Genomic DNA, 25,703 nt, shown 5'->3' with positions numbered 1-25,703 from the left:
CCCGCCAGGCAGCGGAAGGGCCGGGATGTGCTGCGAGGCGGTCTTGCCCACCCGCGCCGGGCGTGGAGAATGAGGTGGCGGAGAATCGGATGAGAATAATCGGCACCATTGCAGGGATTGCCGCCACACTGGCGGTACAGTGCGCTGCGGAAGCGCAGGCCGTCGTCGATCCCGCGACCATCGCGATTCCCGCGCTCGATGGCGCGATCACCGCCGCGGATCGCGCCGATTTCGACAAATATTTCTACTTCCACAGGGACGGCACGGACTTCCCGACCGCGCTTGCCGACATTCGCTATTGCGACGGCCTGGCCTCGGGGCTGACGCCAGGGACGGGCAATCCCATGATGGGCGGCCTGGCGCTGGCGGGCGTGTCGGGCGCCATCGCATCGGGGAACCGGCGGGCGCTTCGGCGCTTGAACCTGAGGCGATGCATGTTCTTCAAGGGATATCAGCGGTTCGGCGCGCCGAAAGCCGTCTGGGCGCACTTCAATTTCGAGGAAGGCAGCAAGCCGTTGGCCGAAAGCGAGCGCATGCCGTTCCTGCTCCAGCAGGCGAAGATCGCGTCGGGCTCGCGCCCGGCAGGGGAGGCACTGGGCGAATGAAGACGGGATCGACTCTCGCGCTCGCCGCGCTGGCGCTGGCCACGCCCGCTTCGGGCAAGGACAAGGAACTGCCGTATCACGAGTACAAGGCTGGGGAGCCTGTCATACTCGCGCCGGATACCGCCTATCTGCTGGTCCGCTCGATCGACCTGTGGGGATTCCGCTTCGTCCGGATCGCCGGCGATGACGGCTCGGTTGCCGACCGCGGCGCGTTCGCGGAGTTCCCGGGCTATCGCAGCTTCGACAAGAGCCTGCCGGTGCGGACTCATATGCTGGCGGTGCGCCCCGGCACCTATTGGCTCTATGGCGAGAAGACGGGTTTCCATCTGGAGGGACCCTTCCTGAACTGCCTGTGCATGGGCACGATCCGGTTCGATGCAAAGCCCGGCGTGATCACCGACCTCGGCACGATCCGCGACCTGGCCAAGGAGACGGGCAACGGCAAACGCGCCGACGCTCGCGGCGTGACGCATCAGCTGCTGGGCAATGCGGCCGAGCGCGCCATCCTGGTCGAGCCGGTATCGGACAAGGATCCGGTGCCGGCTTCGCTCGCGGCGCTGACGCGGGTGCCGGCCGACTATCGCGCGGCGGGCACGCTGCCGAACCTCGACGGCACGATGATCGACCGGATCAGCGTCATGCCCGGCATCCTCCGTTACGAGCGCGACGCGATCGTCGATGCGAAGACGGGGCAGCGGCTGCGGTAGCTGTACCGCGATCGTGGCGGTGGTCTTTGTTCCGGGAAGGCGCGCGCCTTCAGCGCAACATGATGCGCTTCGCGCCGTAGATATAGCCTCGCTGCTATTTGTACGATGCGATCGGCCGCAGCTTGAAGCCGGTGACCTTCGTCCCGTAATGACACTCGAACGAGCGTCGTTGCTTGCCGTCGTCCACCGTCCCCCAGACGACGATCTTGCTCGGGCTGCGCTGCTCGATATCGATGAGGCGCACATTGCCATATTGCGACGCGCGGGTGCTGCAGTCGGTCGCTGCGGCGGAATGCGCCTGTTCGTTGTTCTTCGGTGTGCCTGCCACGCCGCGGGCCGCCATGCCGGCGGCGCCGACCGCGAGGCCGGCGACGCAACCGCTCAGCGCCAGCGCGCTCCCAGCCAGCAGCGCCGAAACCCCTATCCGAGTCATCCCGTTCGAGCCCCCATTGCCCGCGGCATCGGCGCCACGGCAGGCAACCTATGGCGACGCTTCACGGGGCGCAATGGCGCGCCGGAGACAGGCTAGACTGCGTTTGCCGCGCTGAGCACGGCTCGTACCGATGCCGTGGCGATATCCGCATCGATGCCGACCCCGAATACCGTGCGGCCGTCAGCCGTGCGGCACTCCACATAGGCGGCGGCTTGTGCATCCGCCCCGTGGCCGATCGCGTGCTCGCTGTAATCGACCACGTCGAGTTGCGGACCGGTGGTCTCGCCGAGGGCGGCGATGATGCCCGAGATCAGGCCGTTGCCGCGGCCCGAGATCGAGCGTTCCTCGCCGCCGATCGCGACGCGGCCGACGAACAGGCGGTCGCCCGATGCGCCGCTCTCATGATAGTCGAGCAGGGTGAAGCGATCCCCGGGCTTGGCCAGATAGGCTTTCTGGAACGCGTTCCAGATGTCCTCGGCGTTCAGCTCGCGGCTCGTCTCGTCGGCCATGGCCTGGACGTGGCGGCTGAGATCGGCCTGGAGGCGCTTCGGGAGCTTGAGGCCCTTGTCCTGCTCGATCACCCAGGCGACGCCGCCCTTGCCCGATTGCGAATTGACGCGGATCACCGCCTCGTAACTGCGGCCGAGATCGGCCGGGTCGATCGGCAGATAGGGGACTTCCCAGAATTCGTCGTTGCGCGCTGCCTGGGCCGCGAAACCCTTCTTGATCGCATCCTGATGGCTGCCCGAAAACGCCGTGAACACCAGTTCGCCGGCATAGGGATGGCGCGGGTGAACGGGGAGCTGGTTGCAATAGGTGACGGTATTGATGATCTCGTCGATATCCGAGAAGTCCAGCTTCGGATCAATGCCTTGCGTGTACATGTTGAGCGCGACTGTCACCAGGTCGCAATTGCCGGTGCGCTCGCCATTGCCGAGCAAACAGCCCTCGACCCGGTCGGCGCCGGCCATCAGGCCAAGCTCGGCGGCCGCCACGCCGGTGCCGCGGTCGTTATGCGGATGCAGGCTGATCACCACGCTGTCGCGGTTGCGGATGTTCCTGCCGAACCATTCGATCTGATCGGCATAGATGTTCGGCGTGGCGCACTCGACCGTGGCGGGCAGGTTGAGGATCAACGGGTGATCGGGGGTGGGGCGCAGTATCTCCATCACCGCCTCGCAGACCTCGACCGAGAAATCGAGTTCGGCGGTGGAGAAGGTTTCCGGGCTGTATTCGAAATGCCAGTCGGTGTCCGGCTGGGCCGCGGCGCAATCGCGCAGGATCTTCGCGCCGTCGACCGCGATCTGGCGGACCTCGTCGCGGCTCATGCCGAACACGATCTTGCGCCAGGCCGGGCTGACCGCGTTGTAGAGATGGACGATCGCCTTCGGGGCGCCGCGCAAGGATTCGAAGCTGGTCTCGATCAGGTCGCGGCGGGACTGGGTGAGGACCTGGATGGTCACGTCGTCGGGCACGCGGCCCGATTTCACCAGGCCGGAGATGAAGTCGAACTCGGTCGCGCCGGCGCTGGGGAAACCGACCTCGATCTCCTTGATGCCGACCTTGCAGATCAGGTCGAAGAAACGGGTTTTCTTCTCGCCGTCCATCGGATCGATCAGCGCCTGGTTGCCGTCGCGCAGATCGGTCGAGAGCCAGCGCGGCGGCGCCACGATGGTTCGCGACGGCCATGCGCGGTTGGGCAGGTCGATCTGCGGGAAAGGGCGGTATTTGGTCGAAGGGTCACGCAACATGGTGGGTTCTCGCTGCTCGCGGTCGTCGTTCGGGTCGGATGAGGCCCTTAGGCGGGTCGCGCGCGCCAAAGGCGCACGGCGGAGTTCGCGCCTAAGGGCGCGTAAGTCGAAGCAGCGAAAGGCGCAGTGCGAACGTCATGTGAACCTGCGTTACCGTGTCACGGCGCCTCCTGTCCAGCCCGTCCGTCGAACAAACGATCGAGCGGGCCATCGGGCAGGAACCAGAGGATCGCGACCAGGGCGGCGCAGGCAATGCCGAGCCAGGGCGAGAGGAAGCTGAGAGGGATGCCCGCCAGATACAGCGAGCCGGCGAACAGGCCCTTGCGGGAATATTGCCGGTGATAGGCCTGCGATGCCGGCCCCTGTTTGCCGGTGCGACGGATGATCGACTGGAGCCAGACATAGGCGCCGGCCGGCAGCAGCATGGTCGCGAGGTAGAGCAGGGTCGCGTCGCGGCTGAAATGATGCTCGCCGAGATAGGCGGTGGAGAAAGGCACCAGCGACAGCGCGAACAGCAGCAGGATGTTCGACCAGATCAGCCCGTTGGTGACGTGAATCGCATGGGTGAACAGCCGGTGATGGTTGACCCAGTAGATCGCGACATAGGCGTAGCTCAGCATATAGGCGAGGAACACCGGCCAGAGCGTCCAGAGCTTGTCCATCCCCTCGGAGACCGGGGGATGGAGTTCGAGCACCATGATGGTGACGATGATGGCGACGACGCCGTCCGAGAACGCCTCGACCCGGCCGATGCCGGGCCGGCCTTCTTCCCCGGACGGCGCCGCGTCGTTCATGGGGCGACGAAGCCGGCGTTGATGGTCAGGTCGACCTTGTCCGACACCATCGGAATGCCGAAGGCGATCCCGAAATCGCTGCGCTTGATGGTGGCGGTCGCAGCGAAGCCGACATTGAGCTTCTTGGCGCCCATCGGGGCGTTGCCGGCGCCGACGAAGCGGGCGTTCAAGGTCACCGGCTTGGTCACGCCGTGGAGGGTCAGGTTGCCGGCGATCGTCGCCGTCGTGCCGTTCACCGACACCGCGGTCGACACGAACTTCGCCTCGGGGAATTTCGCCGCGTCGAAGAAGTCGGGCGTCTTGAGATGGGTATCGAGCGCGGCGACGGTGGTGGACACCTTGTCGATCGGGAAGGTGACCTCGACCTTGTCCTTGGCCGGATCCGCCGGATCGAGCGTCAGGCTGCCGGTCGGCTGGGTGAACTGGCCGGTATATTCGGTGAAGCCCAGATGGTTGACCGTGAACAACACCTGGGTGTGGCCGGGATCGATCGCATAGGTGCCGGCGACGACGCGGGCGGGATCGGGCGCCCCGGGCTGGCCGCCGGGGGTCTGGGCAAGGAGCGGTGCCGCGGCGAGGGCGAGCACGGCGATCATGGCAATACGCATCGGGAGACTCCAACAAGAAAAGGGCCGCGCCAAGATGACGCGGCTCCATTCTAATGCAAGGGCCGAAGCGGAAACGATCCGTTGTCCGGGGGCGGCCCGAAATCCCTTGACGGACGGCGGATCGCGTCCCGCGTCAGTTCTTGTCCTTGTCCACCAGCTTGTTCGCGCCGATCCACGGCATCATCGCGCGCAGCTCGGCGCCGACCTTCTCGATCGGGTGGGCGGCGGCCGCCTTGCGGGCCGCCTTCAGCTCGGGCTGGCCGGCGCGGTTGTCGAGCACGAAGTTCTTCACGAAACGCCCGCCCTGGATGTCGGCGAGCACGCGCTTCATCTCGGCCTTGGTCTCGGCGGTGATGATGCGCGGGCCGGTGGTGATGTCGCCATATTCGGCGGTGTTGGAGATCGAATAGCGCATATTGGCGATGCCGCCCTCATACATCAGGTCGACGATCAGTTTAACTTCGTGAAGGCACTCGAAATAGGCCATTTCCGGGGCGTAGCCCGCCTCGACCAGGGTCTCGAACCCGGCCTGGATCAGATGGGTCAGGCCGCCGCACAGCACGGCCTGCTCGCCGAACAGGTCGGTCTCGCATTCCTCGCGGAAATTGGTCTCGATGATGCCCGACCGGCCGCCGCCGACGCCCGAGGCATAAGCAAGCGCGATGTCGTGGGCGTTGCCGCTGACATCCTTGTCGATCGCGATCAGGCAGGGCACGCCGCCGCCGCGAACATATTCGCTGCGCACGGTGTGGCCGGGGCCCTTGGGCGCGATCATGATCACGTCGAGATCGGCGCGCGGCTCGATCAGCGCGAAATGCACGTTGAGGCCGTGGGCGAAGGCGATCGCCGAACCCTGTTTCAGGTTGGCGTGGAGATCGTCGGCATAGATCGCCGCCTGATGCTCGTCGGGGGCGAGGATCATGGTGATGTCGGCCCAGGCGGCTGCCTCGGCATTGGTCATCACCTTGAAGCCGGCGCCTTCGGCCTTCTTCGCGGTCGCCGAACCGAGGCGGAGCGCGATCGCGATCTCCTTCACGCCGGAATCGCGCAGGTTCTGCGCATGGGCATGGCCCTGGCTGCCATAGCCGACGATCGCGATCTTCTTGTTGGTGATCAGGTTCAGATCGGCATCGCGATCATAATAGACACGCATTGATAGTTCCCTTTCTTATCCCTCTCCCAGCGGGAGAGGATACGGAGACTTGGCAGCTTGCTGCCTAGTCGGAATTGGTGAGGGCGACGAGATGCGAAGGCCGTTCGCCCTCACCCTCCCACCCGCTATGCGGGCGGGCCCCTCCCTCTCCCGCCGGGAGAGGGGTTTGATGGCTCAGGCCGCTTCTTTCCCCCGCGCGATGGCGACGATGCCGGTGCGGGCGACCTCGATCAGGCCGACTTCGCGCATCAGCGTGATGAAGGTGTCGATCTTCTCGGGCCCACCGGTCACTTCGAACACGAAGCTCGACGTGGTCGCATCGACCACGCGGGCGCGGTAGACATCGGCGAGGCGCAGCGCCTCGATCCGGTGGTCGCCCGTGCCGCGCACCTTCACCAGCGCCAGCTCGCGCTCGACATGGGGCCCAAGCGCGGTGAGATCGGTCACCGAATGCACCGGGATCAGCCGGTCGAGCTGCGCCAGGATCTGCTCCATCACATGGTCCGAGGCCGAAGTGACGATGGTGATCCGGCTGACCGCCTTGTCGGAGGTCACGTCGGACACGGTCAGGCTCTCGATATTATAGCCGCGCGCGGTGAACAGGCCGGCGATCCGGGCGAGAATGCCCGGCTCGTTATCGACCATGATCGCCAGCGTGTGGCGCTTCGCGGTTTCTTCCTTGATATGCATCAGACCAGTGCCTTCGCCTCGTCGTCCATCTCGCCCGAGACTTCGGCGGCCTGGAGAATCATGTCGGTATGAGCGGCGCCCGAGGGGATCATCGGGAAGCAGTTGGCGAGCTTCGCCACCATGCAGTCGACCATCACCGGCCCGTCATGAGCAAGCATCTCGGCAATGCCGGCCTCGAGCTGGTCGGGATGCTCGATGCGGATGCCCTTCCAGCCATAGGCTTCGGCCAGCTTCACGAAGTCCGGCAGGGAATCGCTATAACTCTCTGCATAGCGGCTGGAATAAGTCAGTTCCTGCCACTGGCGGACCATGCCCATATATTGGTTGTTGAGGATGAACACCTTGACCGGCAGCCGGTATTGCGTGGCGGTGCCGAGCTCCTGGATGTTCATCTGGATCGACGCTTCGCCCGCGATATCGATGACCAGCGCATTGGGATTGCCGAGCTGCGCGCCGATCGCGGCGGGCAGACCATAGCCCATGGTGCCGAGGCCGCCCGAGGTCAGCCATTTGTTCGGCGCCTCGAAATCGAAATGCTGCGCGGCCCACATCTGGTGCTGGCCGACCTCAGTGGTGATGATCGGCGATTGTTTGTGCGTCGCCTCCCACAGCGCCTTGATCGCGCGCTGCGGCATGATCTCGGTCGGACTGTCGGTGAAGTCGAGACTCTTGACCGCACGCCAGCCGGCGATCCGGCGCCACCAGTCGGACAGATCGGGCTTGGGATGGCGCCGCGCCTTGTAGACGCGGACCATGTCCTCCAGCGCATGGCCGACATCAGCGATTACGGCCAAGTCGACGCGGACATTCTTGTTCACCGACGAGCGGTCGATATCGATATGCACTTTGCGGCTGTTAGGGCTGAACGCGTCGAGCCGGCCGGTGACCCGGTCGTCGAAGCGCGCGCCGAGGCAGAGGATCAGGTCCGCCTGGTTCATCGCCCAGTTCGCTTCATAGGTGCCGTGCATGCCGAGCATGCCGAGCCACTGGTCGGACGTCGCCGGGAAGGCGCCCAGGCCCATCAGGGTCGAGGTGACCGGCGCGCCGGTGATCCGGGCGAGCTCGCGCAGCAGCTGGCTCGCCGCCGGGCCTGCATTGATGATGCCGCCGCCGGTGTAGAGGATCGGCCGTTCCGCCGCGGCGAGCATGTCGACCGCCTGCTCGATCAGCGCCTGGTCGGCCTTCACCTGTGGGCGATAGGTCTTGTGCTTGATCGGGCCTGGCTTGACGTAGCGCGCGCTGGCGACCTGCACGTCCTTGGGGATGTCCACGACGACCGGGCCGGGGCGGCCCGAGGTGGCGATGTGGAATGCCTCATGGATGATGTCGCCGAGCCGTGCCGGGTCCTTCACCAGATAATTATGCTTGGAGCAGTGGCGCGTGATGCCGACGGTATCGGCCTCCTGGAACGCGTCCGTGCCGATCAGCGCGGTCGGGACCTGGCCGGTGATGACGACCATCGGGATCGAATCCATCAGCGCGTCGGTGATGCCGGTGACGGCATTGGTCGCGCCGGGGCCCGACGTCACGAGCACGACGCCGGGCTTGCCGGTCGAGCGGGCATAGCCCTCCGCAGCATGCGTCGCGGCCTGTTCGTGGCGGACCAGGATGTGCTTGATCCGGTTGCTGCGGAACAGCGCGTCGTAGATCGGCAGCACGGCACCGCCGGGATAGCCGAACACGACTTCCACCCCGAGATCGCACAGCGCCTCGACGAGGATATCGGCTCCGCTCTTCTCGGTCGTCATATCGTATCTGCCTCTTATGGCCCGTTGCGACGCAATATTGCTTCGCGAAGGGCGCCGTTAATGATCGAAAATTTGCGCGTCAAGCTTCTTGTGGGAATCTAGTTTCAAAATCGTGTAGCAGCGCGCATGTTTCTGTCGCTGTTACGCGGGGCCACATAGCGGGAGGTTGGTTCCGAAACCACGTAAATTGTCGCTTGGCATATTGGCGGGTCGCCAGTTGCGCCGCCGCGAGCGCCTGACCCGACGTCATGGCGCCGGCCAGCATGGCGCCGATCTCGGGCACGCCGATCGCGAGGCGGACGGGCGCGGAGGGCAGGATATCAGTCCGGGCGAGCACGGCGCGTGCCTCCTCGATCCCGCCTTCTCCGAACATCGTCTCAAGCCGCAGGTCGCAGCGTGCGAGCAGCCAGTCGCGATCGGGCAGCATGACTATCGGCATCAGCTCGATCGCATGGCCGATCCCGCCGGTCTTTTCCTGCTGCCATGTCGCCAGCGTCCTGCCGGTGGAGCGCACGACCTCCAGTGCGCGGGCGACGCGGGTGGTATCGGCGGGCGCGAGCCGGGCAGCGGCGGGCGGATCGAGCTCCCCAAGCTGCGCATAGGCCTGGGCGACGGGCAGGGCGCGGACTTCCTCGCGGATCGCCGGGTCGATCGACGGCACCGGCGCGATGCCGTCGAGCAGGGTGCGCATGTACAGCCCGGTCCCGCCGGCCAGCACCGGCAACAGGCGCGCCGCATGCGCCCGGTCGATCTCCGCCTTCGCCTCGATCGCCCAGCGTGCGGCGGAATAGATGTCGGCGCCGTCGACATGGCCGAACAGCCGGTGCGGCACGCGGGCCTCGTCCTCGACGCTCGGCCGCGCCGAGAGCACGCGCAGATCGGTATAGACCTGCGCTGAATCGGCGTTGATCACGACGCCGCCGTGCTTTTCTGCGATCGCCATGGCGAGCGCGGACTTGCCGCTGGCGGTTGGCCCTGCAATGAGCGCCACGCGCGGCCCGTTACGAGGCAGGGGAGACGTCATGTTCATCGCAACGCTGATAGCAGCGGGAAAACTCGGCGGGGACGATATTTCCGCCGCGCAGGACCGGCTCAACGCGGCGGGCTGCCTGCCCGCGGCGCATGCCTGGCTGGACGAGGGATTCGCCGCCGACATCATGTTCGGGCTCGATCCCGAGGCGGCGCGCACCGCGCTGGAGGGCGTGTTCCCGGATACCGACGTGGTCGTGCAACTGGCCGAGGGCCGCGAGAAGAAGCTGCTCGTCGCCGACATGGATTCGACGATGATCACCGTCGAATGTATCGACGAACTTGCCGACTACGCCGGGATCAAGCCGCAGATCGCCGCGGTCACCGAGGCGGCGATGCGCGGCGAGCTGGATTTCGAGTCAGCGCTCGACGCGCGCGTGGCGCTGCTCAAGGGGTTGGACGAGGGCGTCATCGCGCGGTGTCTCGCCGAGCGCGTGACGATCATGCCCGGCGCGGTGACGCTGATCCGCACGATGAAGGCACGCGGCGCGACGACCATCCTGGTATCGGGCGGCTTCACCCGTTTCGCCGAGCCTGTCGCCGAGATGATCGGCTTCGACCGCGCCATCGCCAACCGGCTTGAGATTGTGGACGGGGCGCTGTCGGGCCTGGTGGCCAAGCCGATCGTCGGCTCCGATACCAAGGAGCGGACCCTGCTGGAGGCGACCGCCGAGCTTGGCCTGCCCCCCGAGGCGACGCTTGCGGTGGGCGATGGGGCCAACGACCTGGCGATGATCAGGCGGGCGGGGCTCGGCGTCGCCTATCACGCCAAGCCGATCGTCGCAGCCGCTGCGGCGGCACGGATCGACCATAACGACCTGACGGCATTGTTGTATGCGCAGGGGATCGCGCGGAAGCACTGGGCGGCCTGAACCGGTTACCGCCATGCCCGGTCATTGGCTTGCGGACGGGCTGATCGTCGGGGCGGACGCGCCGGCGCGCCGAGCCGTCAGGCGCGCGCCTGGACGATATCGTCCAGGCGCGCCAGCACAACCCTGAGATAGACTATGCTGCCCGCATACAGGTCGTTGAGCTTGAGATCGCCGGCCCGATTGAGCTGGTCGAAGGCCGCATAGGCCGCCAGGGCACGTGTGGCGATGCTGCGGAACTGGACCGGATTGCGCGCGGGGTCGACCAGCTTGATCGCTGCAAGATAGGCATCGAGCGCTTCGCTCAGTTTCACCGTCCGATCATAGGAGCCTGCGGCAGCGTTCCGGCGGGGTGGGGCAGGGCGCGCCTTCGCGTCGCCGATCGCGGCCTGAAGCGCGACGATGCGGGTATCGACGCCAGTCCAGAGCGCGTCCCAATCGCCACCGTCCTTCCGGTCCCGATCGTACATCCGCAGATACTCCTCCGCTGGTTCGGTCCTGTCGCGCAGCAGCGCCGTCATGGCTTCCTGATATTTGAAGACCTTGATGTCGCGTTCATGCTCCTCGCACTTGTCGGTCAGGTCATTTTCGCGACCGTCGGGCAGGTCGCAGAAATCCCGCCCGCCTTCGAAGGCATCGCGGAAGATCTCGTCATATCCGGGCTCTCGCGCGGCCTTGAGCAGCGCCTCGGCGCGCGCGATGTCTGCCTCGCCGCCGCTCGCCCACGCATCGAGCACGGCAAGACGCAGGTGAAGCATGGCTGAGGTGCGGGTGATCCGGCTCTCATACAGGGCGAAATCGAAGGCGGCGCGGCGCAGCGGATCGCCTGTGGATGGCGCAAGGGTGGCGAACCTGCGGTCGAAGGCATCGAGCCGGGTCCTGGCCGCGTCGCGGAAACGCGGCGATGCGAAAGCCTCGGCGGCGGCGAGATTCAGCTCGGCCGGCGTCAGCAGGATATCGAGATGCTCGAGTAGGCGGGTCAAGGTGGAGACGGCCTCGCTCTGCTCCAGCCAGGCGCGATAGGCTTCCGATCCCTCGGATGGCCGGACGGTCGCGGCGCGGTATTCAGCCGAAATCGCGGCCAGCGCGCCGGCGATATGGGTGCGGGCGTCACGTTCGGCATCGTCGCGGTCCCGCGCGTCGCGCCGCTCGACGAAGGCGAGCGCGGCGGCGGCGCTTGCTTCGGTCCCGAAGCGATCGTGCCAGCCGATCAGATCGATCGCCCGCAACGGGCCGCCGCAACTCTGCGCGCCGCTGCGATAGCTCGCCGGCACGGGGTCTGTCTCGATCCGGCGGATATCGTCGAGCGCGCCGTTCCACAGGCGCAGGACGGGCAGGCAGATATCCTCTTCGGCGTCAGGCTGCGCGCCGGTGGTCTGGGCACTCGCGACTGCCGGGGCGAGGAGCGCCGCATGTGCTGCCAGGGCGGCAAGCCAAAGGCGGGGGTTCAGAGGCACACCCGTCTAGCTACGCCGACCCGGCTCTGCTGGAAATCCCGGTAGATGGTGAATGCGTCGCGTCCGGACCTCGGGTCAGGGCGCGATGGGCACGCAAGGGGTGTTGGTCGGCCTGACCGAAGCGCAGACCCGCGCGGCCTCGGCGGAGGAGGCAAGCGGCCCGGCCTGCAACTTGGTCAACGTGCCCGTGCGGACGAGATAGGGCTGGAGCCCGCTCAGCGCGCCGACCTGGCCCTTGAGCTTGTTCCACAGGGCTGTCGCATTGCCCTCGTCACGGAAGGCGCCGAACTGCAGGCGCCAGCCGCGGCCCGAGACGGCAGGAGTGGTGCGCGCCGGCGTAGGTGGCGCAACCGCCACCTGTTGCGGCGGCGCGCGGCGGGTCGGTACGCGGGTCACGACCGGCGGCGGCGGCGTGAACGGCTGCGGCGCATCGACATTGGGCTGCGCGCCGCGATTCTGGTCATAGGTCGAGGGCGGCAGGTCGGTGCCGCGCATCGCGACCTGGCTGCCTTGGCCGGTGATCTCCGGCGGCAGCATCGGGCGCTGCGCCTCGGCCTCATATTGCCGGGCGAGCGCGAGGCCCTTCTGGCGCTCGGCGACGGGAATATATTGGTCCATTTGCGCCTGGACCTCGGAGGCGCGAGGCTGGCCCTGCGCGGCCGAGCGGACCAGCAGGGCATAGGCGCGCGGCCAGTCTCGCGCGACGCCGTCGCCATTATAGAGCATGGTGCCGAGCACGAGCTGCGACCGCGGCTCGCCGCGCGCGACCGACTTCTCCAGCCAGGGCAGGGCGTCGGTGCGCTTGTTGTTCTGGAACAGGATCAGCCCGTAATTGGCCTCGGCCTCGATCTGCCCCTGCAGTGCGGCCTTGCGGTACCAGCTTTCGGCCATCGCCATGTCGACCGGCACGCCGCGCCCGAGCTTGTACGCCTGGCCGAGGTTGAACTGGGCATCGGCATCGCCCGCGATCGCCGCTGGGCGCCATTCCTCGACTGCCTTGCGATATTCGCCGCGGCTCCAGGCATCGACGCCCGCCTTGACGTCGCCCCATGCCGGTGACGTCATCGCGATGAAGATACCGGCAAGGCCAAGAGCCGCCGGCCGAAACGCCTTGCGCATGATGTCTCCCATCCCCGCTACTCTACCCGGGTGATAATGCCTTCTAGCCGGCATTTGGCAAAGATTTCGTTAGGGACGATGTGCCGCCACGGGATGGATCCGATCATCTCACGGCCCGTTAACCGCTTCTTGACGTCTGTGGTGGCATTCAACCCCCTCGAATAGCGGGAGTTGAAGGGGCACATGCGCGTTCTCGCGATGGCATCGCAAAAAGGCGGATCCGGCAAGACTACCTTGTCAGGGCATCTGGCCGTTCAGGCTCAGCTGGCCGGCGCCGGCCCGGTCGTGCTGATCGATATCGATCCCCAGGGGTCGCTGTCGGATTGGTGGAACGAACGGCACAGCGAATATCCCGCCTTTGCCCAGACCACGGTCGCGCGGCTCGCCGCCGATCTGGAGGTGCTGCGTCAGCAGGGCTTCCGCCTGGCAATGATCGACACGCCGCCCGCCATCACCATGGCGATCCAGAGCGTGATCGCGGTCGCCGAACTGATCGTCATCCCGACCCGTCCGTCGCCGCACGATCTGCGTGCCGTCGGCGCTACCGTCGATCTTTGCGAACGCGCCGGCAAGCCGCTGCTGTTCGTGGTCAACGGCGCCACGCCCAAGGCCAAGATCACCTCCGAAGCCGCCGTCGCGCTCTCGCAGCACGGCACGGTCGCCCCGATCACCGTCCATCATCGCACCGATTTCGCTGCCTCGATGATCGACGGCCGCACGGTCATGGAAGTCGACGGCAATGGCCGGTCGAGCCAGGAGATCCAGGCGCTCTGGACCTATATCTCCGACCGCCTCGAAAAGAATTTCCGCCGCACCGTCTTTGCCGCTCCGACGGCCCAGAACGGCTACGCGGCGCAGCGTCCTGCAGCAGGCGGCTTCGGCCGCCGTGTGGTGGGGTGATCCGATGACGACGTTCGGACAGCCCAAGCCGCTCGCTTCGCTCTCCTCCACATTGCTCGCCCGCAAGGGGCAGGCACGTCCGGCCATGCGTCCCCAGGGTTTCGGCGGCTTCGGCGCGATCCCCGGCGCGCAGGACGATCTCGGCTGGAACGACATGGGGCACCCGGATGACCATGGCGTCGAAGCGGCCTTCGCGCCCCAGCCGGCCGTGCCGCCGGTGCTGCGCCAGCGCGAGGCCCTGCACGAGGAATTCGAGACACCGCAGCCGGTCATCCGGCCGCGGGCGATCGAGCTTGGCGGTTCCTATGATTCCGAGCCGGCCGATGAGGCTGATGAGGCCGAGGCCTATGGGTCCCTGGCACCTGTGCCCGAAGCTTATGAGCCGGAGGGCGCCCCCGAGCCTGCTTATGAGCCCGAGACCGCTTATGAGCCGGAGCCCGAGGACGAACCGGAGCCCGAGCCTGAATATGAACCGGCGTCGCTGCTCGCCGTCCGGACCCCGAAGCTGACTCCGGTGCCGGTGCCCGCACCCGCGGCGCTCGCACCGGTGGCTCCTGTTGCCGTCTCGCCGGCCACCGCCGAGCGGATCGGGCGCGAGGCTCATGCCAAGCTCGGCAAGGCCGCCTTCACCCTGCGGCTCGACCAGGACCGCCATCTGCGCCTCCGTCTCGCGAGCGCGCTGCACAATTGCTCCGCCCAGGTCCTGGTGACCCAGGCACTCGACTCGTTCCTGCAATCCCTGCCCGAGGTGGAAGAGCTGGCGCGCCAGCTGCCTTCTCGCGCGACACGTTGAATCGAATAGGGGAATTCCGATGAAGACCCGGGCGATCGTCACTCTAGGGCTTACCGCACTCGTTGCCTGCGGGGCACTGGCCGGCATCACCTCGCATGGCGGCATCGCCTTCGCCAGCGCGCGCGACGAATCGCGTGCCGAGCGCAAGGCGGCATCCGAAGCGGGCAAGGCGCGTGCCGCGCTTGCCAAGGGCAAGGGCGAACAGGCAGTATTCCATGCCGAGGTCGCCGTCGGGCTGCGCCCGCAGGTCGCAAGCTTCCGCGTGCTGCTGGCCAACAGCTATCTGCGCGCCGGCCGGTTCGACTCCGCCCGCCAGGCCTTCACCGACGCGATGACGCTCGATCCGGGCAACGGCAAGCTGCCGCTCAACCTCGCTCTCGCACAGATCGCCACCGGCGACTGGGCCGGCGCGCGCCAGACGCTCGACACGCACAAGGACATCATCCCGATCAGCGACCGCGGCCTGGCGATGGCGCTGGCCGGCGATCCCGCCAGCGCGGTCGAACTGCTCAACGCAGCGGTCCGCGCACCCGAGGCCGACGCCAAGACCCGCCAGAATTTCGCGCTCAGCCTCGCGCTGGCCGGCCGCTGGCAGGAAGCCCGGACAATGGCCTCGTTCGATCTGGCGCCTGACGAAGTCGACCAGCGCATCCTGCATTGGGCGGAATTCGCCCGCCCGAAATCGGCCTATGACCAGGTCGCCTCGCTGCTCGGCGTCACGCCGGTGCGGGATTCGGGCCAGCCGGTCGCGCTCGCCCTCAACGCTCCTTCGACGGGCACGGCGCTGGCCGCCGCGGCGGTCGATGCCTTCATGCCCGGCCAGGCGGAAAATGCCGCTCAGGTCGCGCAGGACATGGGCACACCCGTCCCCGCCGCTCCAGTCGCTGAAGTCGCCGTCGCCGCCGCACCGGTCGAGGCTGCCCCGGGACCAGCGCCAGCCTTTGCCAGCGTGGTGTTCGGCCCTCGCGAGGAAGTCGTGCAGCGGCTTCCGTCCAACAATTCCACCATCGTTGCGCCGCGCGCATCGGTACGCGTGGCCAGCGCCAAGGTGGCGCCAGCCGTGGCCCCGGTCACTCGCGCTCCCGCCAAGGGCAGTTATTTCGTCCAGCTCGGTGCGTATCAGAACGCCGCCGTCGCCAAGGACGCCTGGGGCCGGGCCGTCCGCAGCAATGCGAGCTTCGCCGGCCAGACGCCGTCGGGCATGAGCATCACCTCCAAGGCGGGTAGTTTCTACCGTCTCTCGGTCGGCGGTTTCGCCCGTTCCGAAGCGGATGCGCTGTGCCAGAGCTACAAGGCGAAGGGTGGCACCTGCTTCGTCCGCGCCCATGCCGGCGACCAGGTCGCTTTGTGGGCGCGCCCCGCCGGCCGGCAGATGGCCTCGCGCTAAGACATTCGTCGAGAGGATCGCGTCAGCCGCGTGGGTTCAGGCCCGCGCGGCTGATGTCGTTTTAGGGAAGCTCGGTGCCGCCCTTGAACAGGCGCAGCACCTTGCCCTGCACGGGCAGCTTGTCGAACGGCGTGTTGCCCGCCTTGGCGACCATGCGATCGGTGTCGATCTGCCATGGCGCTTCCCAGTCGAGCAGCATGAAATCGGCGGGCGCGCCAGGCGCCAGCGCGCCCGCCTCGAGCCCCAGGATCTTCGCCGGATTGGCCGCGAGCAGCGCGAACAGCCGGTCGATCCCGATCACGTCGTCGCGCACCAGTCCGAGCGATAGCGCCAGCAAGGTTTCGGCACCCGCCATGCCCGCCGATGAATCGGCGAAGGGCAGGCGCTTCTCTTCGGGCCCGCGTGGATCGTGACCCGAACAGAGCACGTCGATCGTCCCGTCCGCCACTGCCGCCAGCGCCGCCTGCCGGTCGCTTTCGCAGCGGAGCGCCGGAGAGAGATGCGCGAAGGTGCGGAAATCGCTCATCGCATTGTCGGACAGGAACAGATGCGCGGGCGTGATGCCGCAGGTCACCGGCAGGCCGCGCGCCTTGGCGCGGCGGACCAGGTCGAACCCGGCCGCCGTCGTCACCTGGCGGAAATGGAGCCGCGCGCCGGTTTCCTCGGCGAGCAGCAGGTCGCGCGCGATCGCCAGCGCCTCGGCCGTCGCGGGTGCCGAGGGCAGGCCGAGCCTTGTGGCGGTCTCGCCTTCGGTCGCGACCGCGTGACCGACCAGCCCGGCATCCTCGGCATGGGTGATCACCGTCAGGTCGCAATCATGCGCATAGGCGAGCACGCGGCGCATCACGCCGGAATCCGCGATCCAGCGCCGGCCGGTCGCGACCGCGCGGGCGCCGGCATCGCGGGCGATCGCCATCTCGGCGAGATCGGTGCCGGCCAGGCCGCGTGTCGCGGCGGCGATCGGATGGACCCAGATATCGGGCTTGCCCATGTCGGCGGCGCGCTGGATGATGCCCGGATCGTCGAGCACCGGCGACTGATCGGGCATCAGCCCGACCCGGACGATGCCGCCGGCACGGCACGCCGCCTTGTCGACCGCGAACACACCGAGATCGATGATGGCGGGCGCGATCAGCACCGACCGGCCGAGCGTGCTGCAGTCGGTCAGTTCGGCGCCCTCCGGCGCGTCGTTGCCGCCGACCGAGACAATCTTCTCGGCATCGATCACCATTACGCCGAAGTCTTCTCCCCCGCCGGAAACCAGCGACGCATTGCTGAAGGCGCGGATCATGCCCAGCCCTCCACCTTCCGCGCTCGCCGCGTCAGCACATCCAGGCAGGCCATGCGCACGGCCACGCCCATCTCGACCTGCTCGGTGATGGCCGATCGCTCGACATGGTCGGCGACGTTCGAGTCGATCTCGACGCCGCGGTTCATCGGGCCGGGATGCATGATCAGCGCGTCGGCTTTGGCCCGGGCGAGCCGTTCGAGCGTGAGGCCGTAGCGCATATGATATTCGCGGGTGGAAGGCACGAAGCCGCCCGACATGCGCTCGGTCTGCAGGCGCAGCATCATCACCACATCGGCACCGTCGAGCGCCGCGTCGAAATCGGTGAAGGGCGTCACGCCCATCCGCTCGATCGCCGCGGGCATCAGGGTGGACGGGGCGCAGACGCGCACCTCGGCGGCGAGCGCGGTCAGCGAGAGGATGTTGGAGCGCGCGACGCGGCTGTGCAGCAGGTCGCCGCAGATCACCACGCGCTGCCCCGCCACCGATCCGCGACGGCGGCGGATGGTCAGCGCGTCGAGCAGAGCCTGAGTCGGATGTTCATGGCTGCCGTCGCCGGCATTGAGCACCGGGCAATCGACCTTGTCGGCGATCAGCCGCACCGCGCCCGAACTCATATGGCGGATGACGATCACGTCGGCGCGCATCGCGTTGAGCGTCATCGCGGTGTCGATCAGCGTCTCGCCCTTCTTCACCGAGGACTGGGCGGCGTGCATGTTGACCACGTCGGCGCCGAGCCGCTTGCCCGCGATCTCGAACGAGAGGAGCGTGCGTGTGCTGTTCTCGAAGAAGGCGTTGATCTGGGTAAGGCCTTCCAGCCTTTTGTCGCTCTTCGCGCGGCTGCGGTTCGCCTCGATCCACTGCTCCGATTCGTCGAGCAGGAACATGATCTCGTGCGGCTGCAATCCATCGATTCCGGTCAGGTGCCGGTGCGGGAAAACGGCGCTGCCCTGGATGAGGGTCGCGGGGCGGTGATCTGAGGCTGGCATTAAAGGGGTTCGGTAGCGAGGGGCGGGGCAGGGCGCAAGGTGGCGCGGGCGGAACCGAGGCGGAGAGCGGCTGGACCAACTGGAACCAGATGCGCCCAAGCTGAAATCTATCGTCACCCCGGACTCGTTCCGGGGTCCACCATGCCGCAAACCAACAGGCCGCTGAGCGAGTGGAACGGTGGATGCCGGAACAAGTCCGGCATGACGGTTAAGTGATCGCGAAAGACTCCAAGTGAGGTTTCGATGACCCTGTTCCAGCGGGATTTTCTCCTCAAACGCCTGATAGTCTTATCGTTGCTCGATCGGGCGTACCGCCACGACCTTGAGATAGTCGATGCGGTTTGCCGGTGGCACCATCATCTGCAGTTGCGACCAGCGGCCGGGCAGCCAGGCGCAGCCATGCGGATCGGCCTGCGGGCCGATCGGGCCGATCTTCACCGGGAGCGTCTTGATCACTTCATAGGTGACGACCCGGTCGATCTCGGGCTTCCAGGCATATTCCACTGCCAGATGGACACGCACGTCACGGACGCTCTCGATATTGTCGAAGGTGCCGAAACCGCCCGGGCTGGTCTCGGGCTGGCCCTTGCCGAGCGCCATCTGGAACCGCGTGCCCACCGGCAGGTCCTGCTGCGACGGCGTGAACCAGTTGGGCCAGGGGTCGCTGCCGGTCGCGATGGCTTGATAGGCGGCGGTGGCCTCCGCATCGCTCGCATAGCGCCAGCTTTGTTCCTTCCACCAGATGCGGCCGGGGCGGGAGTCGATCGACTGGGTGTCGCATTGCGCGGTCGAGGCGCTTGCCGGGCGATCCGCGCCGCCGGCGGCGGTGCAGCCGCCCAGTAGCGCGAGCGCCACCACGGTCGCGAAAGGGCGCCGTGGCATATTTTCGATGATCGGCAGCATGGTTTGAAGCCCCCCGGCAGTTCGCAGCGACGATAGTCCCAATGGGCGGCGCGGCCACCGCAACAATTTCCACTATGGCTGTTTCGTTGCGCGTTCAGGTGCGTAGGTGGAATTGGCCTCGACCTTACGGCCTTGCCGTGTAGGATCGTGGCGGATCCGGGTCGCGGGTTTGGCGGGGAAGCGAGTGACAATGGATGATGCGAGGACGGCCATTGGCCGGCCTGTGCCCGATGTGCGGTTCCATCTGCCGGCCCCAGAGCTGCGTGATCTGATCACCGCCTATGTCATCGTCGAATCGACATTGCCGCTCAGCGATTTCCTCCATCCCGAATGGGCGAATGTCCGGTTCATCCTGTGGGGCGAATGGGAGATTCAGGACCTCGCCACCGGTGCGATGATCCCCGCGTTCGCGCCCGCCCTGTTCGGCCCGACCGACCGCACCCGCCAGTTTTCGAGCCCCGCCGGCGGGCTGCTCGGTGTCGGGCTGACACCGATGGGATGGGTCAGGCTGATCGGCGGCAATGCGGGCGCGGTCGCGAACAAGATGGTGCCGCTCGGCGACGCCTTCGGCACGAACGGCGAAGATCTGGCGCGGTCGCTATTGGCTTGCGCCGACGATGCCGGCCGGGTGGCACTGCTCGATACGGTCCTGACCCGCCGCGCGCGGCATGGTGGCAAACGCAGTCCGCTCGCGCTGAAGGCGCATGAGGTGCTCGTCTCCGGCTCGGCCGCCGATGTCGCCGAGTTCGCCGAACAGCTTGGGGTGCAACAGGCCAAGCTCAACCGGCTATGCCTGCGTGTGTTCGGTTTCACACCGAAGCGCCTGCTGCGCCGCCAGCGGTTCCTTCGGACCCTGGGGGCGGTACGCGATTCGCTCGATCGGCCGCTGACCGACCTGATCGACCCGGCCTATTATGATCAGGCCCATTTCAACCGCGACTTCAAGGCGTTCATGGGCATGACCCCGCGCGCCTATTTCAGCTCGCCGCGCGAGGTGCTGCGCCGGGCGGTGGAGGAAAGGCTGCGGGTGGTCGGCGCCCCCGTCCAGGGGCTGCACCCGTCGAAGAGCGACTAGCCGCTCACCAGGGCGTCGATCGCGCCTTGCAGGATGTACGCCGCCGCCATCTTGTCGACCAGTTCGGCGCGTTTTGCCCGGCTGGCATCCTGTTCGATCAGGGTGCGCGTCACGGCCTGGGTCGACCAGCGCTCGTCCTGAAGGAAGATCGGCAGGCCCAGATCCTCCATGTTGCGGGCAAAGGCACGGCTCGACTGGCTGCGCGGGCTTTCGCTGCCGTCGGTCAGGTTGAGCGGCAGGCCGATGACGATGCCCTTGACCTGCTGCTCGACGATCAGCGCGGCGAGCGCCGTCTTGTCCTTCTGGAACTTGGTGCGGCGGATCAGCAGGGCAGGGCTGGCGAAGCTCCATCCGGCGTCGCACAGCGCGGTGCCGATCGTCTTGGTGCCGACGTCCAGCCCGATCAGGCGCCCGCCGGTCGGCAGGGCCTCGCGGAAGACGGCGCGGTCGGTGGTGATCATCCCGCTTTCGCCTTGCCCGTCTTCGCCTTGAACGCCGCGAGCCGCCGCGCCGCGTCGGCGCGGACATTCGCCCAGAACAGGCTGTAGTCGTAGACGTGATAATTGTTGCCCGGCAGCACATAGCTGCCGAGATCGGGCGGCGTGCCGATCATCAGCAGCCCGCGCCCCTCGCACCGCGCGGGGACCTGGCCCGCCTGGATCGTCGCGTCGCCCAGATCCTTTTCTGGCACCAGCGTGCCGAGATTGGCGGTCGCAGGTGCCGCCGCATCGGCGGTGCTGGTGATCGGGTTGGTGCAGACCATCGGCGTGCCGCCGCGCGGTGCGCCGGTGAAGCCGGACGTCGCGTCGAACGCCTCGAGCAGCAGCGCCGGATCGGCGGGTTCGGCGAAGCTCTGCCAGGAGAGGATGCAGCCGGCCTGATCGGCCATGGTGCATTCCGGCAGGCCCATGCGCGGAAGGTCGGCGATCCTGGAAACGGGCCAGCCGACGACATAGGCCGCCACGATCCGCTTCGCGAGCGGCGTGCCCGCGATCCTCTCGTGCAGCAGCCGGGTCAGATGGAGCGCACCCTGGCTGTGGCCGGCCAGGATGATCGGGCGGTCGCCCGCCTCCTTCAGGAACTGGTCGAACGCGGTGGCGACGTCGCCATAAGCGAGGTCAAGCGCCTTTTGCGCCTCCGCCTTGGTCGTCAGGAACGCCCCGAAGGTCGCCTGGCGATAGCGCGGTGCCCAGATCGCGCCGGTTTCGTTGAAGGCGCTCGCCTGGGCCCGCAGGAACAGCTCGGCACGGGCATTGGCATCCGCGTCGTCGAGCGGGGCGTTCCAGCGCTGGCCGTTGAGGAAGGAGGTCGGGTGGATGAAGAACACCGCCGCCTCGGGCGCCGCGGCCGGCTGATATCCGGCCGGAGTCCACAATGCCGGATTGCCGCGCTTGTCGGGCCGGGCGAACCACATTCGCGCATCGGCATAGGCGTTCGGCGCAACCGCCGGCTGAGCCTCGAACACCGCCTTGGGCACGAAGGTCCAGCGCGTCATTTCGATGCCGTACAGCCGGAAAACGAACAGGCCGGCGACCGCGAGCATGATCAGGACGACGATGAGATAGAGGAATTTCCGGGCCAAGGCCTGCGATCTCCGAACGGCGGCGCGGCACGAGATGTGTCGCGGCCATGGAGATTCCGTGCAGCAGGAAGGCGGCGCTTGCAATCGGCTTCGGTCCTGCGCTCATTGCCCGCAAAGGGGATCGCGCAATGTCGGACTGGGATGTGGAGAGCGGCGAACCAGCCGGGGCCTGGCGCCTGCGGCCGGTGATTCTGGCGGCGATCGGTGCGGTCGCGGCGATCCTCGTCCAGCAACTGATCGATCGCCCTTATGGTTATTCCCGTCCGCCGCTGGAAATCTGGCGAATCGCCGTCTCGATCGCGATCGGCACCGGGGCGATGGCGTTCGGCTTCGGCATGGAGCGCGTGCGGCTGCCCTGGGCCGCCGGCTTTGCGCTGCTGGCGGGTGCGGTGGCGGGCCTGATCTATTACTGGAACGGCGGCAATGACGGCTGGGCCGATATCGGCGACTGGCGCTATGCGAGCCTTTTCCTGGCGGTCGCGATCGCGGTGCCGCTATTCCAGACGGCGCGCGACGAAGGGGCGTGGCGCTTCCCCTATCGCGACGTGCACGGCCATGCCTGGACCAATGTGGTGCTGTGGTTTGCCTGCTGGGCGTTCGTCGGCGTGGTCTTTGCGCTGGCCTGGCTGCTGGCGGCATTGTTCGACCTGATCGGCCTGCATCTGGTGCGCGAGATGCTGGAACGGCACTGGTTCGCGGCGGGGCTGGCGGGTGCCGCGTTCGGCGGCGCGCTCGGGCTGTTCCGCGAGCGCGACCGGGTCGTTCGCCTGCTCCAGCGCGTGGTGACGGCGGTGCTCGCCGTGCTCGCGCCGGTGCTGGGTGCCGGACTGTTGCTGTTCCTGCTCGCGCTGCCCTTTACCGGGCTCGGCGCGCTCTGGCAGGCGACCAAGGCGACGACGCCGATCCTGCTGTGCTGTGCGATCGGCGCGCTGATCCTCGCCAATGCCGTGATCGGCAATGGCGAGGACGAGGAGGCGACCAATCCCGTTCTGCGCTGGGGCGCGATGGCGCTCGGCTTCGCCATCCTGCCGCTTTGCGTGATCGCCGCGATCGCGACGGGGCTCAGGATCGGCCAATATGGCTTCAGCCCCGACCGGCTCTGGGCGCTCGTCTTCGTGATCCTCGCGACTGCGTACGGCGTGGCTTATTTCGTCGCGTTGCTGCGCGGGCGGCAGGGCTGGTCGGCGAAGGTGCGGCCGGCGAACCTGCATCTGGCCTTCATCGTGTCAGGCGTGGCGCTTTTCCTCGCGACGCCGCTGCTCAGCTTCAACGCGATCTCCACCAGGGATCAGGTCGCCCGGCTGGAATCGGGCAGGATCGCACCCGACCGGTTCGACTGGGCGGCGCTCGCCTTCGATTTCGGCGATCCGGGCAAGTCAGCGCTCAAGCGGCTGGCGGTATCGAAGAACGTCGCCATCGCGGATCGCGCCAAACGCGCGGCGGGCGTGAACAGCCGGTACCAGGCGGCCGACATCGACCGGACCGCGAAGGAAACCGAGATACTCGACAAGAGCCTGCGCGTGCTGCCGGCGGGCGGTGCCGTGCCCGAAGGCCTGAAGCCGCAGCTGACCGGCTGGCGGGGGTGCGATACCGCCCGTATCGGCACCTGCACCTTGCTCTACAAGCCGGGCGATACGAGCGCAGTGCTGCTCAAGGACAATTGCGTCGAGCGCCTTGCCGGTGAGCCGCCGACCCAGGCATCCAATTCGCCGGTCGTGTCGCTGGGTACGTCATGCGTGATCCGGTACCGGCTGACCGGCACTGTATGGGCAGCGGTGGACGAAGGCGATGTCGTGCGGCCGGAGGCGGCGACACGCGCCGCGCTCAAGGCCGCTCTGGCTGCCGGCAGGATCGAGATCCGCACCGTGCCGCGCCGCCAGGTCTTTGTCGGCGACGTGCCGGTGGGCGAGCCATTCGAATAAGCATCCGTTCACGGCGCCTTTTGGTTGCGCGCCTTGGCCGCGCTCTGCTAGCCGCGCGGCCATGTCCGTAGATATCGCAACCGTGAAGAAGATCGCGAGCCTTGCCCGCATCGCGATCACCGAGGAAGAGGCCGCGCGCATCGCACCGGAACTCGACAACATCATGGGCTGGATCGAGCAGCTCGGCGAGGTCGACACCTCGTCGGTCGAGCCGATGACTGCCGTCATCCCCAACCATCTGCGCCTGCGCGACGATGTCGTCACTGACGGCAATGTGCGCGACAAGGTGCTCTCCAACGCCCCGGCGGCGGAGCACGGCTTCTTCGCCGTGCCGAAGGTGATCGAATGATGATCGCAGATCAGCCTTCGATCATCCCGGCGCAGGCCGGGATCCAGGAATCAAAAGCATGACCGAGCTTACCGATCTGGGCGTTGCCGCGATCCGCGACGGGGTGCGCACCGGCGGCTTTTCCGCGCGCGAAGTGGCCGACGCGTTCATCGTGAAGGTGAGCAAGGCCAAGGCTCTCAACGCCTTTCTGGTCGAGACTCCCGATCACGCCCTCGCTGCCGCCGACGCGGCCGACGCGGCGCGCGCGGCGGGCGAGACGCTGAAGCCGCTGGCCGGCGTGCCGATCGGCATGAAGGACCTGTTCTGCACCAAGGGCGTGGCCTCCACCGCGGCGAGCCATATCCTTGAAGGCTTCACGCCGCCCTATGAATCCACCGTCTCCGGCAAGCTGTGGGATGCGGGCGCGGGCATGCTGGGCAAGCTCAACATGGACCAGTTCGCCATGGGCTCGTCCAACGAGACCAGCTATTTCGGCAACGTCATCTCGCCCTGGCGGCGTGCCGACGGCGGCAATGCGCCGCTCGCGCCCGGCGGCTCCTCGGGCGGCAGCTCGGCGGCGATCGCGGCGCGGCTCTGCCCGGCGGCGACCGGTACCGATACCGGCGGTTCGATCCGCCAGCCCGCTGCCTTTACCGGCATTGCCGGCATCAAGCCGACCTATGGCCGCTGCTCGCGCTGGGGCGTGGTGGCGTTCGCCTCGTCGCTCGACCAGGCCGGGCCGATGGCGCGCGACGTGCGCGACTGCGCGATCATGCTCGAGGCGATGACCGGGTTCGATCCGAAGGATTCGACCTCGCTCGACCTCGACGTGCCGAAATGGGAGGCCGGCCTGTCGTCCAGCCTCGCGGGCAAGCGCATTGGCATCCCCAAGGAATATCGCGTCGACAACATGCCGGCCGAGATCGAAGCGCTCTGGCAGCAGGGCATCGACTGGGCACGGGATGCGGGCGCGGAGATCGTCGAGGTCTCGCTGCCGCACACCAAATACGCACTGCCGGCCTATTACATCATCGCGCCGGCCGAGGCCTCGTCGAACCTCGCCCGTTATGACGGCGTCCGCTACGGCCTGCGCGACCTGCCCGAGGGCGCGAACCTGCAGGACATGTACGCCGCGACCCGCGCGGCCGGTTTCGGCGACGAGGTGAAGCGCCGGATCATGATCGGCACCTATGTGCTCTCGGCCGGTTTCTACGACGCCTATTACACTCAGGCGCAGAAGGTCCGCACCCTGATCGCGCGCGATTTCGAGCGGGCCTGGGAAAGCTGCGACCTGCTGCTGACCCCGACGGCGCCGTCCGCGGCGTTCGCGCTGGGCGAGAAGAGCGCCGATCCGATCGCGATGTACTTGAACGACGTGTTCACCGTGCCCAGCTCGCTTGCCGGCCTGCCGGCGATGTCGGTGCCTGGCGGCCTCGACAAGGCCGGATTGCCGCTCGGCCTGCAGATCATCGGCAAGCCGCTCGACGAGCAAGGCGTGCTGAATGCCGGGCTGGCGCTCGAAGAGCGCGCTGGCTTCGTCGCGCGGCCCGAGGCGTGGTGGTGAGATGGGGCT

At 67.3% G+C, this 25,703-nt stretch carries 25 protein-coding genes; 10 read left to right on the top strand and 15 right to left on the bottom strand.

Annotated elements, in window-relative coordinates; translation table 11 throughout:
* Positions 1–89 precede the first annotated feature (89 nt).
* Complete coding sequence (locus tag AC1RT8_RS03455) at positions 90–605, top strand: hypothetical protein (protein ID WP_493074184.1); 516 nt, start codon at positions 90–92, stop codon at positions 603–605.
* Positions 602–1,312, top strand: a complete 711-nt coding sequence (locus tag AC1RT8_RS03450) for a hypothetical protein (protein WP_493074183.1) — start codon at positions 602–604, stop codon at positions 1,310–1,312. The genes AC1RT8_RS03455 and AC1RT8_RS03450 overlap by 4 nt, the downstream gene beginning before the upstream one ends.
* Positions 1,313–1,406: 94 nt before the next feature.
* On the opposite strand, the gene AC1RT8_RS03445 is transcribed toward AC1RT8_RS03450, so the two are convergent.
* The 8 genes from AC1RT8_RS03445 to miaA form a co-directional block, all read right to left on the bottom strand.
* Positions 1,407–1,745 (bottom strand): hypothetical protein, encoded by a 339-nt coding sequence (locus AC1RT8_RS03445; RefSeq protein ID WP_493074182.1) that lies wholly within the window; start codon positions 1,743–1,745, stop codon positions 1,407–1,409.
* Positions 1,746–1,837: 92 nt separating this feature from the next.
* A complete protein-coding gene (gene leuA / locus AC1RT8_RS03440) occupies positions 1,838–3,496 on the bottom strand; it encodes a 2-isopropylmalate synthase (protein WP_493074181.1) in 1,659 nt (552 codons plus the stop codon).
* A 158-nt stretch (positions 3,497–3,654) separates the two neighbouring features.
* Positions 3,655–4,290, bottom strand: coding sequence for a TMEM175 family protein (locus tag AC1RT8_RS03435; RefSeq protein ID WP_493074180.1), 636 nt, complete (start codon positions 4,288–4,290; stop codon positions 3,655–3,657).
* Positions 4,287–4,898: a YceI family protein gene (locus AC1RT8_RS03430; RefSeq protein ID WP_493074179.1), complete on the bottom strand. Its 612-nt coding sequence runs from the start codon at positions 4,896–4,898 to the stop codon at positions 4,287–4,289. The genes AC1RT8_RS03435 and AC1RT8_RS03430 overlap by 4 nt, the downstream gene beginning before the upstream one ends.
* Before the next feature lie 133 nt (positions 4,899–5,031).
* Positions 5,032–6,051, bottom strand: coding sequence for a ketol-acid reductoisomerase (ilvC, locus tag AC1RT8_RS03425; protein ID WP_493074178.1), 1,020 nt, complete (start codon positions 6,049–6,051; stop codon positions 5,032–5,034).
* A gap of 174 nt (positions 6,052–6,225) precedes the next feature.
* On the bottom strand, positions 6,226–6,741 hold the full coding sequence (gene ilvN, locus AC1RT8_RS03420) for an acetolactate synthase small subunit (RefSeq protein ID WP_272627349.1): 516 nt from the start codon (positions 6,739–6,741) through the stop codon (positions 6,226–6,228).
* Positions 6,741–8,489, bottom strand: coding sequence for an acetolactate synthase 3 large subunit (locus AC1RT8_RS03415; protein ID WP_493074177.1), 1,749 nt, complete (start codon positions 8,487–8,489; stop codon positions 6,741–6,743). The genes ilvN and AC1RT8_RS03415 overlap by 1 nt, the downstream gene beginning before the upstream one ends.
* A gap of 79 nt (positions 8,490–8,568) precedes the next feature.
* Entirely contained in the window at positions 8,569–9,513 is a 945-nt protein-coding gene (gene miaA, locus AC1RT8_RS03410; RefSeq protein WP_493074176.1) for a tRNA (adenosine(37)-N6)-dimethylallyltransferase MiaA, read from the bottom strand.
* Here miaA and serB point away from each other — a divergent pair.
* Positions 9,512–10,390 carry a phosphoserine phosphatase SerB gene (serB, locus tag AC1RT8_RS03405; RefSeq protein ID WP_493074175.1) on the top strand — a complete coding sequence of 293 codons (879 nt, stop codon included), beginning with the start codon at positions 9,512–9,514 and terminating at the stop codon, positions 10,388–10,390. The genes miaA and serB overlap by 2 nt on opposite strands.
* A gap of 77 nt (positions 10,391–10,467) precedes the next feature.
* Here serB and AC1RT8_RS03400 read toward each other — a convergent pair whose 3' ends face one another.
* Both AC1RT8_RS03400 and AC1RT8_RS03395 read right to left on the bottom strand, forming a co-directional pair.
* Positions 10,468–11,844 carry a hypothetical protein gene (locus tag AC1RT8_RS03400; protein ID WP_493074174.1) on the bottom strand — a complete coding sequence of 459 codons (1,377 nt, stop codon included), beginning with the start codon at positions 11,842–11,844 and terminating at the stop codon, positions 10,468–10,470.
* A gap of 75 nt (positions 11,845–11,919) precedes the next feature.
* Positions 11,920–12,963 (bottom strand): SPOR domain-containing protein, encoded by a 1,044-nt coding sequence (locus AC1RT8_RS03395; protein ID WP_493074173.1) that lies wholly within the window; start codon positions 12,961–12,963, stop codon positions 11,920–11,922.
* Positions 12,964–13,146: 183 nt separating this feature from the next.
* On the opposite strand from AC1RT8_RS03395, the gene AC1RT8_RS03390 reads away from it, so the two are divergent.
* From AC1RT8_RS03390 to AC1RT8_RS03380, 3 genes are read left to right on the top strand one after another with little or no spacing between them, the layout of a single operon-like run.
* Positions 13,147–13,863 (top strand): AAA family ATPase, encoded by a 717-nt coding sequence (locus AC1RT8_RS03390; protein WP_493074172.1) that lies wholly within the window; start codon positions 13,147–13,149, stop codon positions 13,861–13,863.
* Positions 13,864–13,867: 4 nt separating this feature from the next.
* Complete coding sequence (locus tag AC1RT8_RS03385) at positions 13,868–14,656, top strand: hypothetical protein (RefSeq protein WP_493074171.1); 789 nt, start codon at positions 13,868–13,870, stop codon at positions 14,654–14,656.
* A gap of 19 nt (positions 14,657–14,675) precedes the next feature.
* Positions 14,676–16,043, top strand: coding sequence for an SPOR domain-containing protein (locus AC1RT8_RS03380; protein WP_493074170.1), 1,368 nt, complete (start codon positions 14,676–14,678; stop codon positions 16,041–16,043).
* 61 nt (positions 16,044–16,104) lie between these two features.
* Here AC1RT8_RS03380 and AC1RT8_RS03375 read toward each other — a convergent pair whose 3' ends face one another.
* The 3 genes from AC1RT8_RS03375 to AC1RT8_RS03365 form a co-directional block, all read right to left on the bottom strand.
* On the bottom strand, positions 16,105–17,274 hold the full coding sequence (locus AC1RT8_RS03375) for a dihydroorotase (protein WP_493074669.1): 1,170 nt from the start codon (positions 17,272–17,274) through the stop codon (positions 16,105–16,107).
* A 56-nt stretch (positions 17,275–17,330) separates the two neighbouring features.
* Positions 17,331–18,320, bottom strand: coding sequence for an aspartate carbamoyltransferase catalytic subunit (locus tag AC1RT8_RS03370; protein ID WP_493074169.1), 990 nt, complete (start codon positions 18,318–18,320; stop codon positions 17,331–17,333).
* 288 nt (positions 18,321–18,608) lie between these two features.
* The gene (locus AC1RT8_RS03365) at positions 18,609–19,202 is read right to left on the bottom strand and encodes a hypothetical protein (protein ID WP_493074168.1); all 594 of its coding nucleotides are present in this window, start codon (positions 19,200–19,202) and stop codon (positions 18,609–18,611) included.
* A gap of 211 nt (positions 19,203–19,413) precedes the next feature.
* Here AC1RT8_RS03365 and AC1RT8_RS03360 point away from each other — a divergent pair, with 211 nt between their 5' ends.
* A complete protein-coding gene (locus tag AC1RT8_RS03360; RefSeq protein ID WP_493074167.1) occupies positions 19,414–20,298 on the top strand; it encodes a helix-turn-helix domain-containing protein in 885 nt (294 codons plus the stop codon).
* Here the strand turns inward: AC1RT8_RS03360 and ruvX are convergent.
* Complete coding sequence (ruvX, locus tag AC1RT8_RS03355; protein ID WP_478014710.1) at positions 20,295–20,759, bottom strand: Holliday junction resolvase RuvX; 465 nt, start codon at positions 20,757–20,759, stop codon at positions 20,295–20,297. The genes AC1RT8_RS03360 and ruvX overlap by 4 nt on opposite strands.
* Positions 20,756–21,880: a DUF3089 domain-containing protein gene (locus tag AC1RT8_RS03350; protein WP_493074166.1), complete on the bottom strand. Its 1,125-nt coding sequence runs from the start codon at positions 21,878–21,880 to the stop codon at positions 20,756–20,758. The genes ruvX and AC1RT8_RS03350 overlap by 4 nt, the downstream gene beginning before the upstream one ends.
* Before the next feature lie 128 nt (positions 21,881–22,008).
* Between AC1RT8_RS03350 and AC1RT8_RS03345 the strand changes: the two genes are divergently transcribed.
* The 3 genes from AC1RT8_RS03345 (at position 22,009) to gatA (ending at position 25,694) form a co-directional block, all read left to right on the top strand.
* Positions 22,009–23,802 carry a DUF4153 domain-containing protein gene (locus AC1RT8_RS03345; RefSeq protein ID WP_493074165.1) on the top strand — a complete coding sequence of 598 codons (1,794 nt, stop codon included), beginning with the start codon at positions 22,009–22,011 and terminating at the stop codon, positions 23,800–23,802.
* Positions 23,803–23,863: 61 nt separating this feature from the next.
* Positions 23,864–24,151, top strand: a complete 288-nt coding sequence (gene gatC / locus AC1RT8_RS03340) for an Asp-tRNA(Asn)/Glu-tRNA(Gln) amidotransferase subunit GatC (RefSeq protein WP_493074164.1) — start codon at positions 23,864–23,866, stop codon at positions 24,149–24,151.
* A gap of 58 nt (positions 24,152–24,209) precedes the next feature.
* Complete coding sequence (gatA, locus tag AC1RT8_RS03335; RefSeq protein ID WP_493074163.1) at positions 24,210–25,694, top strand: Asp-tRNA(Asn)/Glu-tRNA(Gln) amidotransferase subunit GatA; 1,485 nt, start codon at positions 24,210–24,212, stop codon at positions 25,692–25,694.
* Positions 25,695–25,703: the final 9 nt, after the last annotated feature.

The sequence above is a fragment of the Sphingomonas sp. GW821-FHT10F11 genome (assembly GCF_058809095.1).
The sequence above is the reverse complement of the archived record's forward strand: the minus strand, read 5'-3'. Positions and strand labels throughout refer to the sequence as shown.

Coding starts and splice junctions, on each gene's coding strand:
- AC1RT8_RS03455 (WP_493074184.1), top strand. CDS start 90: ATGAGAATAATCGGCACCATTGCAGGGATTGCCGCCACACTGGCGGTA.
- AC1RT8_RS03450 (WP_493074183.1), top strand. CDS start 602: ATGAAGACGGGATCGACTCTCGCGCTCGCCGCGCTGGCGCTGGCCACG.
- AC1RT8_RS03445 (WP_493074182.1), bottom strand. CDS start 1,745: ATGACTCGGATAGGGGTTTCGGCGCTGCTGGCTGGGAGCGCGCTGGCG.
- leuA (WP_493074181.1), bottom strand. CDS start 3,496: ATGTTGCGTGACCCTTCGACCAAATACCGCCCTTTCCCGCAGATCGAC.
- AC1RT8_RS03435 (WP_493074180.1), bottom strand. CDS start 4,290: ATGAACGACGCGGCGCCGTCCGGGGAAGAAGGCCGGCCCGGCATCGGC.
- AC1RT8_RS03430 (WP_493074179.1), bottom strand. CDS start 4,898: ATGCGTATTGCCATGATCGCCGTGCTCGCCCTCGCCGCGGCACCGCTC.
- ilvC (WP_493074178.1), bottom strand. CDS start 6,051: ATGCGTGTCTATTATGATCGCGATGCCGATCTGAACCTGATCACCAAC.
- ilvN (WP_272627349.1), bottom strand. CDS start 6,741: ATGCATATCAAGGAAGAAACCGCGAAGCGCCACACGCTGGCGATCATG.
- AC1RT8_RS03415 (WP_493074177.1), bottom strand. CDS start 8,489: ATGACGACCGAGAAGAGCGGAGCCGATATCCTCGTCGAGGCGCTGTGC.
- serB (WP_493074175.1), top strand. CDS start 9,512: ATGTTCATCGCAACGCTGATAGCAGCGGGAAAACTCGGCGGGGACGAT.
- miaA (WP_493074176.1), bottom strand. CDS start 9,513: ATGACGTCTCCCCTGCCTCGTAACGGGCCGCGCGTGGCGCTCATTGCA.
- AC1RT8_RS03395 (WP_493074173.1), bottom strand. CDS start 12,963: ATGCGCAAGGCGTTTCGGCCGGCGGCTCTTGGCCTTGCCGGTATCTTC.
- AC1RT8_RS03390 (WP_493074172.1), top strand. CDS start 13,147: ATGCGCGTTCTCGCGATGGCATCGCAAAAAGGCGGATCCGGCAAGACT.
- AC1RT8_RS03385 (WP_493074171.1), top strand. CDS start 13,868: ATGACGACGTTCGGACAGCCCAAGCCGCTCGCTTCGCTCTCCTCCACA.
- AC1RT8_RS03380 (WP_493074170.1), top strand. CDS start 14,676: ATGAAGACCCGGGCGATCGTCACTCTAGGGCTTACCGCACTCGTTGCC.
- AC1RT8_RS03375 (WP_493074669.1), bottom strand. CDS start 17,274: ATGGTGATCGATGCCGAGAAGATTGTCTCGGTCGGCGGCAACGACGCG.
- AC1RT8_RS03370 (WP_493074169.1), bottom strand. CDS start 18,320: ATGCCAGCCTCAGATCACCGCCCCGCGACCCTCATCCAGGGCAGCGCC.
- AC1RT8_RS03365 (WP_493074168.1), bottom strand. CDS start 19,202: ATGCCACGGCGCCCTTTCGCGACCGTGGTGGCGCTCGCGCTACTGGGC.
- AC1RT8_RS03360 (WP_493074167.1), top strand. CDS start 19,414: ATGGATGATGCGAGGACGGCCATTGGCCGGCCTGTGCCCGATGTGCGG.
- ruvX (WP_478014710.1), bottom strand. CDS start 20,759: ATGATCACCACCGACCGCGCCGTCTTCCGCGAGGCCCTGCCGACCGGC.
- AC1RT8_RS03345 (WP_493074165.1), top strand. CDS start 22,009: ATGTCGGACTGGGATGTGGAGAGCGGCGAACCAGCCGGGGCCTGGCGC.
- gatC (WP_493074164.1), top strand. CDS start 23,864: ATGTCCGTAGATATCGCAACCGTGAAGAAGATCGCGAGCCTTGCCCGC.
- gatA (WP_493074163.1), top strand. CDS start 24,210: ATGACCGAGCTTACCGATCTGGGCGTTGCCGCGATCCGCGACGGGGTG.